Annotated in this window: 16 protein-coding genes; 8 read left to right on the top strand and 8 right to left on the bottom strand. The window is 75.5% G+C overall.

All coding sequences use genetic code 11. The features are described from left to right. The first annotated feature begins 30 nt into the window (after positions 1-30). Positions 31-1,047, top strand: a complete 1,017-nt coding sequence (locus AB0P17_RS08845) for a LacI family DNA-binding transcriptional regulator (protein WP_365809126.1) — start codon at positions 31-33, stop codon at positions 1,045-1,047. Between the two features lie 122 nt (positions 1,048-1,169). On the opposite strand, the gene AB0P17_RS08850 is transcribed toward AB0P17_RS08845, so the two are convergent. The 4 genes from AB0P17_RS08850 to AB0P17_RS08865 form a co-directional block, all read right to left on the bottom strand. Further along, entirely contained in the window at positions 1,170-1,403 is a 234-nt protein-coding gene (locus AB0P17_RS08850; protein WP_365808935.1) for a hypothetical protein, read from the bottom strand. A gap of 89 nt (positions 1,404-1,492) precedes the next feature. Then, on the bottom strand, positions 1,493-1,888 hold the full coding sequence (locus AB0P17_RS08855) for a hypothetical protein (protein WP_365808937.1): 396 nt from the start codon (positions 1,886-1,888) through the stop codon (positions 1,493-1,495). A 92-nt stretch (positions 1,889-1,980) separates the two neighbouring features. Then, positions 1,981-4,380 (bottom strand): phage holin family protein, encoded by a 2,400-nt coding sequence (locus AB0P17_RS08860; protein ID WP_365808939.1) that lies wholly within the window; start codon positions 4,378-4,380, stop codon positions 1,981-1,983. A gap of 94 nt (positions 4,381-4,474) precedes the next feature. Then, complete coding sequence (locus tag AB0P17_RS08865) at positions 4,475-4,882, bottom strand: hypothetical protein (RefSeq protein ID WP_365808940.1); 408 nt, start codon at positions 4,880-4,882, stop codon at positions 4,475-4,477. A 247-nt stretch (positions 4,883-5,129) separates the two neighbouring features. Between AB0P17_RS08865 and AB0P17_RS08870 the strand changes: the two genes are divergently transcribed. Next, complete coding sequence (locus AB0P17_RS08870) at positions 5,130-5,921, top strand: MBL fold metallo-hydrolase (protein WP_365808942.1); 792 nt, start codon at positions 5,130-5,132, stop codon at positions 5,919-5,921. Continuing rightward, positions 5,921-6,634 carry a VTT domain-containing protein gene (locus tag AB0P17_RS08875; RefSeq protein ID WP_365809127.1) on the top strand — a complete coding sequence of 238 codons (714 nt, stop codon included), beginning with the start codon at positions 5,921-5,923 and terminating at the stop codon, positions 6,632-6,634. The genes AB0P17_RS08870 and AB0P17_RS08875 overlap by 1 nt, the downstream gene beginning before the upstream one ends. 120 nt (positions 6,635-6,754) lie before the next feature. Here AB0P17_RS08875 and AB0P17_RS08880 read toward each other — a convergent pair whose 3' ends face one another. Beyond that, on the bottom strand, positions 6,755-7,972 hold the full coding sequence (locus tag AB0P17_RS08880; RefSeq protein WP_365808944.1) for an aminotransferase class I/II-fold pyridoxal phosphate-dependent enzyme: 1,218 nt from the start codon (positions 7,970-7,972) through the stop codon (positions 6,755-6,757). Positions 7,973-8,154: 182 nt separating this feature from the next. Here AB0P17_RS08880 and AB0P17_RS08885 point away from each other — a divergent pair, with 182 nt between their 5' ends. The 5 genes from AB0P17_RS08885 (at position 8,155) to AB0P17_RS08905 (ending at position 12,112) form a co-directional block, all read left to right on the top strand. Next, the gene (locus tag AB0P17_RS08885) at positions 8,155-9,657 is read left to right on the top strand and encodes a phosphatase PAP2 family protein (RefSeq protein WP_365808946.1); all 1,503 of its coding nucleotides are present in this window, start codon (positions 8,155-8,157) and stop codon (positions 9,655-9,657) included. Between the two features lie 65 nt (positions 9,658-9,722). Further along, positions 9,723-10,373 (top strand): GNAT family N-acetyltransferase, encoded by a 651-nt coding sequence (locus AB0P17_RS08890; RefSeq protein ID WP_365809129.1) that lies wholly within the window; start codon positions 9,723-9,725, stop codon positions 10,371-10,373. Positions 10,374-10,446: 73 nt separating this feature from the next. Further along, the gene (locus AB0P17_RS08895) at positions 10,447-11,256 is read left to right on the top strand and encodes a methyltransferase domain-containing protein (RefSeq protein ID WP_365808948.1); all 810 of its coding nucleotides are present in this window, start codon (positions 10,447-10,449) and stop codon (positions 11,254-11,256) included. 20 nt (positions 11,257-11,276) lie between these two features. Then, entirely contained in the window at positions 11,277-11,636 is a 360-nt protein-coding gene (locus tag AB0P17_RS08900) for a VOC family protein (protein WP_365808949.1), read from the top strand. A gap of 125 nt (positions 11,637-11,761) precedes the next feature. After that, positions 11,762-12,112 carry a DUF6204 family protein gene (locus AB0P17_RS08905; protein ID WP_365808951.1) on the top strand — a complete coding sequence of 117 codons (351 nt, stop codon included), beginning with the start codon at positions 11,762-11,764 and terminating at the stop codon, positions 12,110-12,112. Here the strand turns inward: AB0P17_RS08905 and AB0P17_RS08910 are convergent. The 3 genes from AB0P17_RS08910 to AB0P17_RS08920 all read right to left on the bottom strand — a co-directional run bounded on the left by AB0P17_RS08910 (position 12,078) and on the right by AB0P17_RS08920 (position 15,724). Then, the gene (locus tag AB0P17_RS08910) at positions 12,078-12,635 is read right to left on the bottom strand and encodes a GNAT family protein (protein WP_365808953.1); all 558 of its coding nucleotides are present in this window, start codon (positions 12,633-12,635) and stop codon (positions 12,078-12,080) included. The genes AB0P17_RS08905 and AB0P17_RS08910 overlap by 35 nt on opposite strands. 123 nt (positions 12,636-12,758) lie before the next feature. Next, positions 12,759-13,721 carry an LD-carboxypeptidase gene (locus AB0P17_RS08915; protein WP_365808954.1) on the bottom strand — a complete coding sequence of 321 codons (963 nt, stop codon included), beginning with the start codon at positions 13,719-13,721 and terminating at the stop codon, positions 12,759-12,761. Beyond that, the gene (locus AB0P17_RS08920; RefSeq protein WP_365809131.1) at positions 13,718-15,724 is read right to left on the bottom strand and encodes a prolyl oligopeptidase family serine peptidase; all 2,007 of its coding nucleotides are present in this window, start codon (positions 15,722-15,724) and stop codon (positions 13,718-13,720) included. The genes AB0P17_RS08915 and AB0P17_RS08920 overlap by 4 nt, the downstream gene beginning before the upstream one ends. Positions 15,725-15,742 lie beyond the last annotated feature (18 nt).

The following is a 15,742-nucleotide window of genomic DNA, read 5'->3' on the forward strand; positions in this document are numbered from 1 at the left end:
GTCCGCCGGACCCCCGCGCGCCGTCCGACGATGAAGGACATCGCCCAGCGCGCCGGGGTCTCGGAGAGCGCCGTGTCCTTCGCCCTCAACGACCGCCCCGGCGTCTCGGAGGTCACCCGTGCCCGCGTCCGCCGGGTCGCGGAACAGCTCGGCTGGCGCCCCAGCACCGCCGCCCGCGCGCTCTCCGGCGAGGGCTCGGCCACGGTGGGGCTGGTGCTGGCCCGCCCGGCGGCGTCCCTCGGCGTGGACTCGTTCTTCCTGCAACTGATCTCCGGCATCCAGGAGATCCTGTCAGACCGTCAACTCGGCCTGCTCTTCCAGGTCGTGGAAGACGTGGAGGCCGAGTGCGCGGTCTACCGCCGGTGGTGGGCCGAGCACCGCGTGGACGGTGTCCTGGTCGTCGACCCGAGGACCGACGACCCCCGGCCCGGACTCCTGGACGAGCTGGCCCTGCCCGCCGTCGTCATCGGCGAACTGCCGGACGGCGACACCCGGTCGCACCCGGCGCTCTCCCGGGTCCGGGCGGACGACGCGGGGGCGATGGCCGCCGTCGTGGGCCGGCTGCACGAGCTGGGACACCGCAGGATCGTCCATATCGCGGGACTGTCCTCGCTCGCCCACACCGAGCGGCGGATCCGTTCGCTGCGGGCCGAGGCGGAGCGGTACGGCCTCCCCGAGGTGCGTTCGCTCACCACCGACTACTCGGACACACAGGGCGCGGCGGTGACCCGCCGGGTACTGGAGGAGGACCGCCCGCCGACCGCCCTGATCTACGACAACGACGTGATGGCGGCGGCCGGGGCGGCGGTCACGGCCGGGCTCGGGCTCGCGGTGCCCGGCGACGTCTCGGTCATCTCCTGGGAGGACTCGGCGCTCTGCCGGCTGGTACGGCCGTGGCTGACGGCCCTCTCCCGCGACTCCGTCGCGTTCGGCCGGATCGCGGCGCGGGAGCTGGCCGCGCTCCTCGACGGCGGCGCGGCCCGTACCGTACAGGTCCCGCTGCCCCGGCTGATCGAGCGCGAGAGCCTCTCCCGGGGCCGCGCCTGACCGGTCCCGGACGGTACGGTCCGGGACGTCGCGGCCGGTCCGGTCGGTCCGGTCGGTCCGGTCGGTCCGGTCGGTCCGGTCGCACCCGCGTACGGGCGGGCGCGACCGGGAGGGTGCGGCGATCAGCTCGCCGCCGTACCGCGCTCCGCGGGTTCCTCCTCCGCGGGGGTCCGTTCCGCGGCCCGGCCGCGCTCGGCGGCGGACACGGACACGGGAGCCGCGGCGGATGTGGAGGCGGAGGCCGGGCCGTCGGACGGACTCGGCTCCGGGGACCGGCGGCGGGGCTTCGGTGTGTCGGCGCGCGCGGCCTCTGCGCGGATCATGGCGTTGAGCGCGGCGAAGGCGTCGATGGGCATGGCTGTGTCCTCACGCTGTAGGGGGTGATGCTGCTGCTGGAGGGGGCGGGACCGGAGAAGTCCCTGGGAACGCGCGGGTGCACGTCCTGTCAGCAGCGCAGCACCGCACAGCGCGTCGGGACCGCCGCGCGCGGGGGTCCCACGGGGATGCGGTGGTCCGGGTACGGCGACGGCCTCATGGCGCCCGGCGCGGTGAGCACCGAGGGCTCCATCCGGGCCCGCGCGGGACGCTCGGTCCTGGCGGGGTCGGTGTGCTGATCGGTCTCGGCGGTGTCCTGCTGCCCGTCGCCCTGTCCTTCCCCGGCCGGGGCCGGGGCACCGGAGGCGGGCGGCATGGGCTCGACGGCCCGCGCCGCCGTGGCGCAGGACGCGGCCGCGAGGCCCAGGAAGGCGATCAGCACCAGCAGCGCCACCACCACGGCCCGGCGCACGGCGGCGGCACGAGCGGCCGCGGCGCGGTACGAGAGAGGCGGGGCACAGCGCATGGGCATGACCTCCTGGGACATGCCACCCCTGCCCAGGCACGGCCGCGCCCGGTCCTGCTACCGGCGGAAACCGCTCGCACGGGGTACGCGCGCTAAGCCGGGCCCCGCTCGTTCTCGACCGTGCGTACCCCGCCAGAGAACGTATTCGCCCCGGTGTCGGCGTCCGCCCCGGCCTCGGCGGCGGTCCCGGCACCGGCCCCGGCACCGATGTCGGTGCCGACGTCCACCCCGCGGTCCACCCCGGCCTCCGCGCCGGCCGCCGTCACCGCCGCCAGCGGCACCTGCGGCCCGCCGCCCTCCCGCAGCCACCGCCGGAACACCGCGTGCACCTGCTCGGCGCCGACGAGTTCGGCGTGGTCGGGCACCGGCGCGCTGAACGCCAGCGGCGACAGCAGAAACGGCCGCGCCTGTTCGCCGCCGAGCCCGCCGTGCGAGCCGATCTGCTCCTCGAAAGCGTGCACCCGCCCGGTCTCCGGGTCGTACATCGAGTTGACCATGATGTCGGCCACGTGCGGGAAACCGTCGGTGCGACGCACGGCGTCGGCCGCGCCGGGACCCAGCCCCGCGAGCGGCCCGTCGTCGGCCAGCGCGCCGACGGGGACCTCCGCTCCGTCACGGCCCAGCACCACGGAGCCGTGCTCCTCGCTCCGTACCAGCAGGAAACCGATGCCCGGATGGCTGGCGAGGGTCCGCAGCAGCGCCGGGTGGCGCCGGTCGATCGCCTCCCGGCTCATCCGCTCCGGCACGTCGGGGAAGGAGATCAGGGCGAGGTTCCCGGAGGCGAGCACCACCGGCTCCGAGGAGCGCGCGGGAGGCTCCGCCGCGTCGTCCTCGGCGCGCTCCGGACGGTGCAGCGCGCCGAGCACGGCGTGCCGGGCGGCGTCACGCGCCTCCGCGCCGCTCCTGGTCCGCCCCGCCCGGCGGGAGACGGGCAGTCCGCACCCCGCCCTGACGAGGTCCTTGAGGGTGAGCCCGTACGCGCCCTCGAAGGTCTCGCCGGGGCTCTGGCCGTGGTCGGAGAGGAGCACGATCCGGTAGGTACGGGGCGCGTGTTCGGCGATCCTGGCGATCATGCCGACCGACCGGTCGAGCTGGGCCAGCACCCGCGCGGCGTCCCGGCTGTGCGGCCCGGAGTGGTGCGCGACCTCGTCGTAGGCGACCAGATCGGCGTAGACGGCGGTCCGTCCCGCCAGCATGTCGCCGAGCACCGCCGCGACCACGACGTCCCGTTCGACGACGGTCGCGAAGGCCCGGATGAACGGGTAGAGCCCGCCCCGGCCCACCCGGGGCCGGTCCCCGCGCAGCCGGGCCCGGGTCGACTGGCCGATCTCGCGGCAGACGTCGGCGACGAAGGAGACGACCGTGCGGACGGCGTTGGCCGGGTCGGAGAAGTACGCGAAGTAGCCGGCCCGGGAGCGGTTGGCGCGGCCGCGCCGGGCCGCGATGGAGAGCACCAGCGCGAGCTGGTCGGCGCCACCGCTGAAGAGGTTGCCGCGGCTGGCGCCGTCGAGGGTGAGCAGCCCGCCGTCGCCGGTGCGCGCGATGGCCCGGCGCTGGAGTTCGGCGGCGCTCGCGGGCCGGTTGCTGACCATGATCCGGCCGCTGTCCTTCTCGTACCAGCGGAAGGCGGGGACATCGTGGTTGGAGCCGTGCAGGATGCCGAGCTGGCTGGCGCCGGTCTGGCTGGACCAGTCCGTGCGCCACGGCGTCAGCCGGTGGGTCGGCCGTTCTGGGGTCTGTTCCGAGTTCTCCCGTGGCGTCGCGTGCCCTGGCACCCGCGCTCGCGGCGTTGTCGTCACTCGACGACGCTCCGCGTCGCCTCCCTCCTCCGCCTTGCGATCACAGGCACCAGACCCCGCTCCTTCACCCACGGGAGAACTCGGAACAGACCCCAGCCAGCTCGCGATGTGCGGCACCACCCCGGCGGCGACGGCGTCCAGCAGCACCTGGTGGCCCACCCCGTCGAGCTGGAGGAAGACCGTGCCGGGCTGCTCGTCCGCGCGGCCGTCGTCGCCCGGCCGGCCTCGTCTGCGCCGCCGGCGGTCGGCGAGCCGCGAGAGTCTGCGCCGGTACGCCTCGTCGTCACCGACCGCGAGCGCGGTGGACGTCGCGGAGGCGACCGCGGACATCACGGCCGCGACCACCACCGCGGTCCGCGGATCGGCGGCGCCCCGGCCGTCGGGGATGAGCCGCAGCGCGATCAGCAGCAGCGATCCGTTGAGGAAGAACACCAGCAGGCCGAGGACGAGCGCCGGGACCAGCAGCAGCGCGCGGACGAGCACCGGCCAGACCAGCGCGCCGAGCAGACCGAACGCGCCCGCGCCCCAGGCGGCGGTGACCGCGATCCGGGTGGGGCTGTCCCCGTCGTCGGACTGGAGCTGGAAGTCGGGCAGGATGCCGGCGAGCGCCAGCATCGTCACGGTGGAGACCGCCCATACGATGATCACCCGCAGCAGGGCTCTGCTCGTCGTACGCCATCGCCCCGTCACCACTACCCGTCACCTCACGTCCGGACCCGTACGGCTCACGGGCTCGGCCACCAGCCTCGCACAGGCGCGCGCGGGCCCCGCCGGAACCTGGACGGGGTCACAGCGGCGCGCGGCCTCCCTTCGCGGGGATCGAGAGCCTGCGGTGGACCTCCGCCTTCCGTTCGGCGTCGTAGCACGGCTCGTCCAGGCCGGCTGTCTCCAGCCGTACGCCCCGACGCTCGCACTCCGCGGCGAAGGCGGCGACCGAGGTGAACGCCCGTTCGAGCACACGGTCGTTGGCGGCGACGAAGAGATCGACCAGCCCCTCCTCGACATCGGTCCACAGCCCGCGGTGGTCGGGGCGCAGCCGGTAGAAGTAGAGCTGGCGGGTGACGATGTAGCCCTTGTCCTCGGCCCAGCGCGCGCACATCAGGTGCTGTCCGTGGGTGTCCACCAGGAAGGGGTCGCGGTCCAGTTCCTCCAGCGGCGTCAGGCTGGCGATCGCCGTCACGCGTACCTCGCCCATGCCGCTCCCCCGCTCCCCGCGCACTCCGGGCCCGTCCCCCCGGGCCCGCCTTCGTTCCGCAGACCCTAACCCGCGCACGCCTTCGCGAGGCAGGCGCGTACGGGGCGGTCGGAGGCGCGCGTCCGGGCGCACCTCGTTCGCCCGGACGGGTGGCGGCCGTACGCTGAGTTCGAGGAGCGACCCCGGGCGGGGGGCGGGACACCACGCGCCCCCCGTGCGCGCCGGGGCGGACGGAGCTGAGGTCGGGTTGGGAACTGTCATCACCTGGTGGGGCCATGCCACCTGCACGGTCGAGGATTCCGGGGTACGGATCCTGACGGACCCGGTCTTCGTGCGCCGTCTCGCGCACCTGCGACGGCGCCTGGGCCCCGTACCGCCGCCCGAGGCGGGGGTCGCCGACGCCGTGCTCGTCTCGCATCTGCACTCCGACCATCTCCATCTGCGGTCGCTGGCCAGGCTCGCGCCCGGCACCCGGCTGATCGTGCCGCGCGACGCGGGGCGTTCGGTGCCGGGGCTCCGGCGGCTCGACGCGCGGTGCAATCCGGCGGGGCTGCGGATCACGGAGGTGGACGCGGGCGACGAGGTGGCGGTCGGGCCGGTCCGGGTACGGGCGGTGCCCGCGCTGCACGACGGGCGCAGGCTGCCGGTCGGGCCGCACCGCTCCCCCGCGCTCGGCTATGTGATCACCGGCGAGTCACGGACGTACTTCGCGGGTGACACGGGGCTCTTCGACACCATGGCCGCGTCCGTGGGCCCGGTGGACGTGGCGCTGCTGCCGGTCGGCGGCTGGGGGCCGCACCTGGGGCCCGAGCACCTCGACGCGGGGCGCGCGGCCCAGGCACTGGCGCGGCTGGCGCCGAGCGCGGCGGTGCCGGTGCACTACGGCACGTACTGGCCGATCGGGCTCGACGGGGTCAGACCGCACGAGTTCTACGCGCCGGGCGACGAGTTCGTACGGCAGGCGGCGCGGCTCGCCCCGGAGGTGTCGGTGCATCTGCTGGGCCACGGCGAGAGCGTGCGGCCGGAGGTCGCGCGGTGATCGACCGGCTGCTGGCCCAGTTCGCGGTGCTGCCCCCGGAGTCGACCCAGCAGGCCGTCGGCTATCCGTCGGTCTTTCTGCTGGTGGCGCTGGGCGCGCTGGTGCCGGTGGTGCCGACGGGCGCGGTGGTGAGCACGGCGGCGGTGGTGGCGTTCCACCAGAGTTCGCCGTTCTCCATCGTCTGGCTCTTCCTCGTGGCGTCCTGTGCGGCCTTCCTCGGCGATGTCGCGCTGTACTGGCTCGGCCGGCGCGGGATCGGTTCGAAGAACGGTTCGCGCTGGCTGGCGGCGCTGCGCAGGAGCGCCCCGCCCGACCGGCTGGAACAGGCGCAGGACAAGCTGCGGGAGCACGGGGTGACGGTGCTGGTGCTGTCGCGGCTGGTGCCCGCCGGCCGGATCCCGGTGATGCTGGCCTGTCTGCTCGGCGAGTGGCCGCTGCGCCGGTTCGCCCGGGGCGACATACCCGCGTGTCTGGCGTGGGCCGCGACGTACCAGCTCATCGGGGTGGCGGGTGGCTCGCTCTTCGCCGAGCCGTGGGAGGGCGTGCTCGCGGCGGTGCTGCTGACGGTGGTGGTCAGCGGCGCCCCGGCGCTGTGGCGCAGACTGCGACGGCGCCGGGGGGACGGCGGGACCGATGGGACCGCCGGGACCGCGAAGGTCACGGGGGCCACGGGGGCCACGGCCGACCGGGGTCCGGAGGGCCGGGGAGCGTGAGGACCGGGGGAAGGCGGTGCCGGGGCCGGAGGCGCCGGGGCCCGCGGGCCAAGGCCGGCGGACCGCGGACCCGAGGCGAGGCCGTCCTCTTCGGCGAGGGCGGCGCGGTTCGTCACCGCGTCAGCGCAGTTCGTCGAAGACCGAGCGGAACGCGTCGAGCGCGCCGGCCACATGGGGCAGTTCCAGGGGGGCCGCGGCGGAGAGTGACTCCAGGCGCTGCTCCGGGGTCGCCCCGAGGAGCGGACCGGTCGGCAACCGGACGCGCAGGGCGCCCAGTTCGTCGCCGAACCGGTGGCCCCCCGGGGTGTCCATGCCCAGCCGCGCGCCGAGATGGTTCTCCAGTTCCAGGGAGTCCGTGACGCCGAGCGCGGCCAGCCGGGCGCGCAGCGGCCCGAGGTCGGCGTAGAGATGACGGCCCGCCCGCGGGGCGCGCGCGAGGGCCCCGGAGGCGAGCACCGCGTGCTCGACGGCCCCGGCGATCCGCCCGTAGAGCGTGGCGGCGTCCCGCGCCCGCGCCGTGACCGTCCCCGGCTCGTCCAGCGCGTGGGCGGCGGCCGCGGCGACCGGGCCCGCGACGAGGGCGCCGAGCGCGGTGAGGAAGTCGAGGGTCCTGGCGCGCAGCGCGGCCCCGGCCGGCGTGGCCGGGTAGCGGGCGACGGCCAGCGGCCAGGCGGCCGGGAGGAGCGAGCCGACCGCGTCGCTGACGACGGTGACCTCGTCGGGCCACATCCGGGCCGGGCTGAGCAGCACCGTCTCGTGCGGCCGGTGCAGGGTTTCGCTCCAGGTCTCGTCGCTGATGATGTGCAGCCCCTCGGCGACCGCCGCCTCGCACGCCGCGCCGACCAGTTCGGGCGGGGCGACGGTGGCCGTCGGGTCGTCGGCGGGGCAGAGCAGCAGCACGCGCGGGACGCCGCCTTCCGCCCGGATCCGCCGGACCGTCTCCAGCAGGGCGTACGCGTCGGGCACGCCGCCCGCGTCGGCCGGGGCCGGCACGTGGTAGGCGGGCCGGCCCAGCAGCCGGGCCTGCGGCGTCCACCAGGCGGGACACGGCCGGGGCATCAGCACGTCCCCGCCGTACGCGGCGAGCAGCGCGAGGAGCAGCGGCTGCGCGCCGGGGGCCGCGGCCACATCGTCGAGGCCGCTGGGCAGGCCGCGGCGGGACCAGTAGCCGGAGGCGGCCTCCCGGAGGACCGCGCCGCCGCCGGGCGGCTCCGGCGCGGTCCGGCGGGCCGCCGCCGCGCACTCCTCGGCCAGTTCGGGCAGGACGGGCAGTCCCGCCTCGGGGGCGGGCGGGCCGTAGCGTACGGGGCCACGGCCCTCGGGAGCCGTCCGCCGCATATGCGCCACCTCCGGGGCCGCCCGGGGGCCGGCCCGTCCCGTACGCCCGGTATCTTGAGCCCTTTATACGGAGGTTTGTCCCTGTGCGCTTCTCGGGTTCCGCCGCCCCGTCCCCCTCGGGGGGACCGTCCGCCGTACCGGACCGTCCGCTTGATCCGCCCCCGCCGGGGTATCCGCGTGCCATGCCGAACACCGCAGCCGCCTCCGCAGTCCTCAGCCGCACCCGGATCACCGCGCTGCTCGAAGAGTGGGACAACCGGGCCTTCCGCGCGGTCGCCGGCCGGCACTGGCCGGGCGCGGACCCCGTGCTGCCCAAGCTGAGCCGCAGCGCCAATCACGGGCTGCTCTGGTTCGGGGCGGCGGCGGGGATGGCCGCGCTGGGCGGCAGCGCGCGCTCGCGCCGGGCGGCGCTGCGGGGGGTGGCGTCGCTGGCGCTCGCGTCGGCGGCCATCAACACCGTGGGCAAGCGCGCGGTGCGCAGGGAGCGTCCGCTGCTCGATGTCGTCCCGGTGATACGGCGGCTCAAGCGGCAGCCGTTCACGTCCTCGTTCCCGTCGGGCCACGCGGCCTCGGCGGCGGCGTTCGCCACCGGGGTCGCGCTGGAGTCGAAGGGGTGGGGCGCCGCGGTGGCGCCCGTGGCGGCGGCCGTCGCGCTGTCCCGGGTCTACACCGGCGTGCACTATCCGAGCGATGTCCTGGTGGGCGCGGCGCTGGGGGTGGGGGCGGCGTACGCGGTCCGGGGGATGGTGCCGACGCGCTCGCAACTGCCCGCGCCGGGACGGCCGCACACCCAGGCACCCGCGCTGCCCGGCGGCCGGGGGCTGACCGTGGTCGTCAACAGCGCCTCGGGCTCGGCGGACACGGCGTCGCTGGTGCGTGACGCGCTGCCGTTCGCGCGGGTGGTGGTCTGCGCGCCGGAGGAAGTGGACACGGAGCTGGAGAAGGCGGCGGGCGACTGCCGGGCGCTGGGTGTCCTCGGCGGCGACGGAACGATAAACCGCGCCGTGTCGGTGGCCGTACGCCAGGCGCTGCCGCTGGCGGTCTTGCCCGGCGGTACGTTCAACCACTTCGCGTACGACCTGGGCATCGAGAGCGTCCACGACACCTGCCGGGCCCTGACGGCGGGCGACGCCGTACGGGTCGACCTGGGGCGCTTCACCCCCGGCCCGGACGGGGACGGCGCGCCCGGACACTTCGTCAACACCTTCAGCCTGGGCGTCTATCCGGAGCTGGTCCGGGTGCGCGAGCAGTGGGCGCCCCGGATCGGCGGCTGGCCCGCCGGGGTGCTGGCTGCCGCGCGGGTGCTGCGCGCCGAGCACCAGATCGACGCGGAGTTCGAGGGCCGGCGGCGGTCACTGTGGCTGCTGTTCGCGGGCAACGGGATCTACCAGCAGATGGGCCCCACCCCCGGCCACCGGCAGAATCTGGCCGACGGCCTGCTGGACCTGCGTATCGTGCACGGCGGCCGGGCCCCGGGCCTCCGCCTGCTCGCCGCCGCCCTGGCCGGCCCGCTGAGCCGCTCGCCCGTCCACGCGGCGGTCCGGATGCGCCGCGTACGGATCAAGGACATCGCGCCGGGGACGCGGCTCGCGTACGACGGTGAAGTGGCTCCGGCGCCGCGGGAGCTGACGCTGGACAAGGCGATCGAGGCGCTGACGGTCTACCGGCCGCAGGCTCTCCTGTAGCCGCTCCCGGCGGGGATATCCGCTGGACAGCCCCGGGCGCGCGGCGGAGGATCCCGGTCGTGGACATGGAACCCTTCCTGGAGACCCGGCGGCTGCGGTTGCGCCCCTTCACCGACGGCGAGGACGAGGTGGCCCGGGTCGTCGCGCTCGACAACGACCCGAGCGTCCGGCGGTTCATCGACGGCGGCCTGCCCGTCTCCGCCGGCACGGTCCGGGGCGCGACCCTGCCGAGGCTGCTGGGCCCGGGATTCCGGGCGGCCGAGGAGCGGACCACGGGCGCCTGGCTCGGCTGGTTCTGCCTGGCGCCGCGCCCGGCCCCGGAGCCCGGCGGCGCACCGGACTGGCGCGTCGTGGAGTTGGGCTACCGGCTGCGCCGTGCGGCCTGGGGCCGGGGCTACGCCACCGAGGGGGCGCGCGCCCTGGTCCGTACGGCGTTCACCGTGCTGGGCGCGGAACGGGTGACCGCGCAGACCATGACCGTGAACACCGGATCGCGGCGGGTGCTGGAGAAGGCGGGGCTGCGGTACGTCCGCACCTTCTTCGAGGAGTGGCCGGAGACGATCGAGGGGTCGGAGCACGGGGACGTCGCGTACGAACTGACCCGCGGGGAATGGGAGGAGGCCGGGCCGCGCCCACGCGCGTGGCAGGCACCCTGCCCCCGGAGCCCCCTGCCGAGCAGCCGCGGTTCGGTTCCCGACGACCGAATGTCCACATAACAAGACACCTATCTCATCATTCGACATGGAAGCGTAGCGTGGCCGGGACCACTTCACGAGAGGGAGTCCGGTCATGCCGAAGGAGACCGCCGTCTACACGCACGGGCACCACGAGTCCGTGCTCCGCTCGCACACCTGGCGCACGGCCGCCAACTCCGCCGCCTACCTCCTGCCCGAACTGCGGGCCGGCCAGGACGTGCTGGACGTCGGGTGCGGGCCCGGGACCATCACCGCCGATCTGGCCGCGCTCGTCGCGCCGGGCACGGTGACGGCCGTCGACGCCTCCGAGGGCGTTCTCGACACGGCGCGGGCGACCGCGGAGGCCGCGGGCGTGACCAATGTCCGCTTCGCGGTCGCCGATGTCCACTCCTTGGACTTTCCCGACGACTCCTTCGACGTCGTCCACGCCCACCAGGTCCTCCAGCACGTGGGCGACCCCGTCCGCGCCCTGAGCGAGATGCGCCGGGTCTGCCGTCCCGGCGGGACGGTGGCGGCACGGGACTCGGACTACGCCGCCTTCGCCTGGTTCCCCGCCGTACCGGTGCTGGACGACTGGCGGGAGCTGTACCGCAGGGTGGCGCGGGCCAACGGCGGGGAGCCGGACGCGGGCCGCCGGCTGCTGTCCTGGGCGCGGCGCGCCGGGTTCACCGAGGTCACCGCGACCGCCGCGACCTGGTGCTACGCCACCCCCGAGGAGCGCGCGTGGTGGAGCGGGCTGTGGGCGGACCGTACGGTCGCCTCGGCCTACGCGGCGCTCGCGGTGGACGGCGGACACACGACGCGCGAGCGGCTCGCGGAGATCGCCGCGGGATGGCGGGAGTGGGGCGAGGCGGAGGACGCCTGGTTCATGGTGCCGCACGGCGAGATCCGGTGCCGCGCCTGACACCAACTAACCTGGTGGGCATGGAAATCATGGGTACCACGCTGCGCATCTGCGTCGACGATCTGGAGACATCGGTGGCGTTCTACGAACGCCTCACCGGAAGCCCCGCGCTCCGCTTCGAGCGCGGCGGGGTCTCCGTGGCCGCCGTCGGCTGCTTCCTCCTGATGAGCGGTCCCGCCTCGGAGATCGACGTCCTGCGCAAGGTGACGGCGACCATCGCCGTCAAGGACGTCGAGGAGACGCTCATGGTGCTCACCGGCGGCGGCGCCCGCGTGGTCGCGGGCCCGGTGCCGACACCGGCCGGGCGCAATCTGATCGCCGTCCACCCCGACGGCTCGGTCTTCGAGTACGCGGACCGCAAGGTGGTCCCGGGCGCCTGACGGACCGGTCCGGGCAGGCCCCGCCGGCCGGTCGGATATTCCGCACGCGGGCCGGTCCCGCTGCCGTACGCTGCGCTCCTCAAGCGGTGTGGGCCGGCGTGGACCGGCGGGAGGCGAGCGGCGGGATGAGTACTCAGCACACGTACCGGGTGATCGTGCGCGGGACGTGGGAGGGGCTGGCGGAGGAGAGCCGGGTGCGGCTCCTCGCGGAGCTGGACCGGCACGGACTGGCGCAGATGCGGTTCACGCCGGAGGGCTCACTCACGTACGACGCGGCGCTCAAGCACTTCAGCTACCGCTACGAGGTGGTCTCGGACGCGGCGGACGGTGAGGAGATGGCGGGCGCGCTCGCCGAGGACCGCGCCGAGTCGGCGCTGCGGGCGCTGGGCTGCGGCCACGGCGCGCTGCGGTCCACCGTGACCGACATGGACACGATGAAGATCAACCGGAAGGGGTCCAGGACGGCCCCGCGGTGATCGCCCAGCGCTCGTGGTCGCGCCACCGGCCGTCGATGAGGAGGAAGTCCGGCGAGTAGCCCTCCAGCCGGAACCCGGCGCGCCGTACGAGCGCGACGGAACCGGTGTTGGCGGGCTGGATATTGGCCTCCAAGCGGTGCAGACCGAGCGGGCCGAAGGCGTGGCCGAGGACCAGCCCGAGCCCCTCGCCCATCAGCCCGCGCCCGGCCGCGTGCGCGAAGGCGCCGTAACCGAGCGCCCCGCACCGGAACGCGCCGTGGACGATGTTGTTGATGTTGATGAACCCGGCGATGCGGTCGTCCTCCCGCGCGCAGACGAGATGGCCGGCCCGCGTGGGGTCCTCGATGAGCCGCTTCGCGTAGGCGGCGTACGCGGCCGGCTCGTCCGGCGGGAAGAGCCAGGGCCGGTGCAGCTCCGCGCTCGCGCGGGCGTGGGCGGTGAACTCGTCGGCGTCCTCGGGGCGGAACGGGCGCAGATACGTGCGGGGGCCCTCGGCGAGCGGGGTGGTGGGCGTTGCGGGCATCGCGCCAGCTTACGGGCGGGTGCCATGAGCCCGGCCGAACCCACGGCGCCCGGCCGGGGTCACGGCGCCCGGCCGGGGTCACGGCGCCCGGCCGGGGTCACGGCGCCCGGCCGGGCCGCGCGGTCAGGTCAGCGCGGGCAGGTCCAGGGTGAGCGTGGCGCTCTCCGCGTCCAGCACCCCGGGCACGCCCAGCGGCACCGTCAGGGCCGTCTCGCCGTGCCCGAAGCCCAGTTCCTCGACCACCGGCACGCCGAGCCCCCCGAGCCGGTCGGCCAGCACCGCCCGGACCTCCTCGTACGGGCCGCACTCCGCCCAGGAGCCGAGGCCGACGCCGGCGACGCCGTCCAGCCAGCCGGAGCGCAGCAGTTGGGTGAGGATGCGGTCGATGCGGTACGGCTCCTCCCCGATGTCCTCGATCATCAGCAGCCCGCCGGCGGCGGAGGGGCGGGCGTACGGGGTGCCGAGGTCGGCGGCGAGCAGGCTGACGCAGCCGCCCAGGGTGATGCCGCGGGCCCGCCCGGGGACCAGCGCGCGGGCCGTCTCCAGGCCGAGGGTGCGGACGGACTCGGGCTCGAACAGCGTGGCGCGCAGGGACTCCTGGGTCCTGGGGTCCTTGAGGAAGGTGAGCGCGGCGGGCATCGGGCCGTGGAGCGTGACCAGTCCCGCCCGCACGGCGAACGCCTCGTGCAGCGCGGTGATGTCGCTGTAGCCGACGAAGACCTTGGGGCCCGCGGCCCGCATCGCGTTCCAGTCGAGCAGGTCGGCCATACGCTGGGCGCCGTAGCCGCCCCGGGCGCAGAGGACGGCGGAGACGGACGGGTCGCACCACGCCTCCTGGAGATCGCGGGCGCGGTCCGCGTCCGTACCCGCCAGGTAGCCGAGGCGCGGGTGGACGTCCAGCGCGTGGGGCGCCACGACGGGGTCGAGGTCCCAGCCGCGCAGGACGGCGAGTCCGGCGTCGAGCCGGTCGGCGGGGACGGGGCCGCTGGGCGACACGACGGCGACGCGGTCCCCCTGCCGCAGCCGCGCGGGCCGGGTCAGAGGCGCCGTCCTGGGCGTGGGCGGGGGCGTGGGCAGGGGTGTCATGTCGTCAGCTCCAGATGCGGGACATCGGTGCGGGTGACGCCGAAGGTCTGGGCGTACAGGGAGAGTTCGGCCTCCAGCGCGCGGACCATCGTGTCGGCCCTGCGGAAGCCGTGCCCCTCGCCCTCGAAGGCGATGTACGCGTGCGGGATGCCGCGGCCGGCCGTCCGCTCCAGGAAGCGCGTGCTCTGGGCGGGCGGGCAGATCACGTCGTCGAGCCCCTGGAGCAGCAGGAACGGGACGGTGATCCGGTCGACGTGCTGAAGGGGCGAGCGGTCGTGGTACCGGCCGGGGACCTCGGCGAACGGGCCGATCAGCGAGTGGAGGTACTGGGACTCGAAGTCGTGGGTCTCGTCGGTGGCCCAGCCCACCAGGTCGAGGACCGGGTAGATGATCGTGCCGCAGGCGTAGACGTCCGTGCCGGTGAGGGAGGCCGCCGCGGTCCAGCCGCCGGCGCTGCCGCCGCGTACGGCGATCCTGGCGCGGTCGGCGGTGCCCTCGGCGGCCAGCGCCTCGGCGACGGCCGCGCAGTCCTCGACGTCGACCACGCCCCACTGCTCGCGCAGCCGTTCGCGGTAGGCGCGCCCGTAGCCGGTGGAACCGCCGTAGTTGACCTCGGCGACGCCGATGCCGCGCGAGGTGAAGTACGCGATCTCCAGGTCGAGGACGAGCGGCGCGTGCCCGGTGGGCCCGCCGTGGGCCCACACCACGTAGGGCGGCAGTTCGTCACCGGGGGCGCCACGTCCCGGGTGGTGCGGCGGGTAGACGTGTGCGTGGATCTCGCGGTTGTCGGGCCCGGTGAAGGTACGGATCTGCGGCTCGGGGTAGTACGCGGGGTCCACCGGGTCGTGGTGCGCCGAGCCGATGACCCGGGCCTCCCCGGTGGCGGTGTCCACCTCCACGACCTCGTATCCGCTGCGGGGGCTGGCGGCGACTCCGACGACGCGGTCGCCGCGGACCGCGAGGGTGGGCGCCCATTCGGTCCAGGGCCCGGCCGCGTCGACGAGTTCACCGGTCGCGGGATCGAGGATGCCGAGCGCGGTGGAGCCCCGGCCGTGGATGACGGCGATCAGCCCGTTCGCCAGCGGCTGGAACCACCTCAGACCGATCTTCCACAGCGGGCCGCCGAACTCCTCCCGGCGGCCGGGGCAGAGCACCGTGCTCGCGACGACACCGTCGCCGGTCCCGTGCGGGCTGCCGCGGTGCAGCTCCCACCAGTCGCCGATGTCGGTCACGAAGAGCAGGGAGCCGTCCGGCGCCCAGTCGGCCTGCGCGACCGACTCGTCGGTGTCCCCCACGACCGGCCGGACGCCGGTGAAGGGGGCCGTGCCGGTGGCGCCGGGGGCGGCGACCTCGCCCACCATCACCACCGTGCCCTCCCACGGCATCCGCGGATGGTCCCAGGCGATCCAGGCGACGGCGCGCCCGTCCGGCGAGAGCCGGGGTCCGGTGACGAAGCGGTGCCGGTCGTCGGAGAGTTCGGTGACGGCCGTACGGTCCTCGGCGGCCGTGCCGTCCAGCGGTACGGCCACGATCGCCCGCCGCACGTCGGTGGGCCGCTCACCGGTGAACTCCTCCATGACGCACCAGACTTCGCCCCGGTCCAGGTGGATCACCGGGTCGGCCCAGCGCAGCCCGCCGCCGGTGGCCGACACCGGGGTGAGCGGGCGCGGGCGCGCCGCGCCGTCCGGCTCGTACGCGTACAGCCGCTGGTCGGGGAGGTGGACGAAGACGGCGAGCGGGCCTCCGGAGGGGCGGTCGGCCCCCGCCCAGGGCACGCCGCCGTACTCGATCACCCGGCTGCGGACGTCCCAGGGCGCCGGCAGCACCGGCTCCTCGCGGCCGTCGGCGCGGCGGCGCACGAGGGCGCGCCGGCCGCCCTCCGCCGGGCGCGGCTCGGTCCACCACACCTCGTCGCCGACCGTCCCCACGTAATCGGGACGCCCGTCGTGCGAGGCCGCCAGTGCGGCGTCGATGGGGGACGGCCAGGTCCCGTAGGGCCCCATGGGCAGTATCACGGACGT

The sequence above is a fragment of the Streptomyces sp. NPDC088124 genome (assembly GCF_040685895.1).
Classification (GTDB): domain Bacteria; phylum Actinomycetota; class Actinomycetes; order Streptomycetales; family Streptomycetaceae; genus Streptomyces.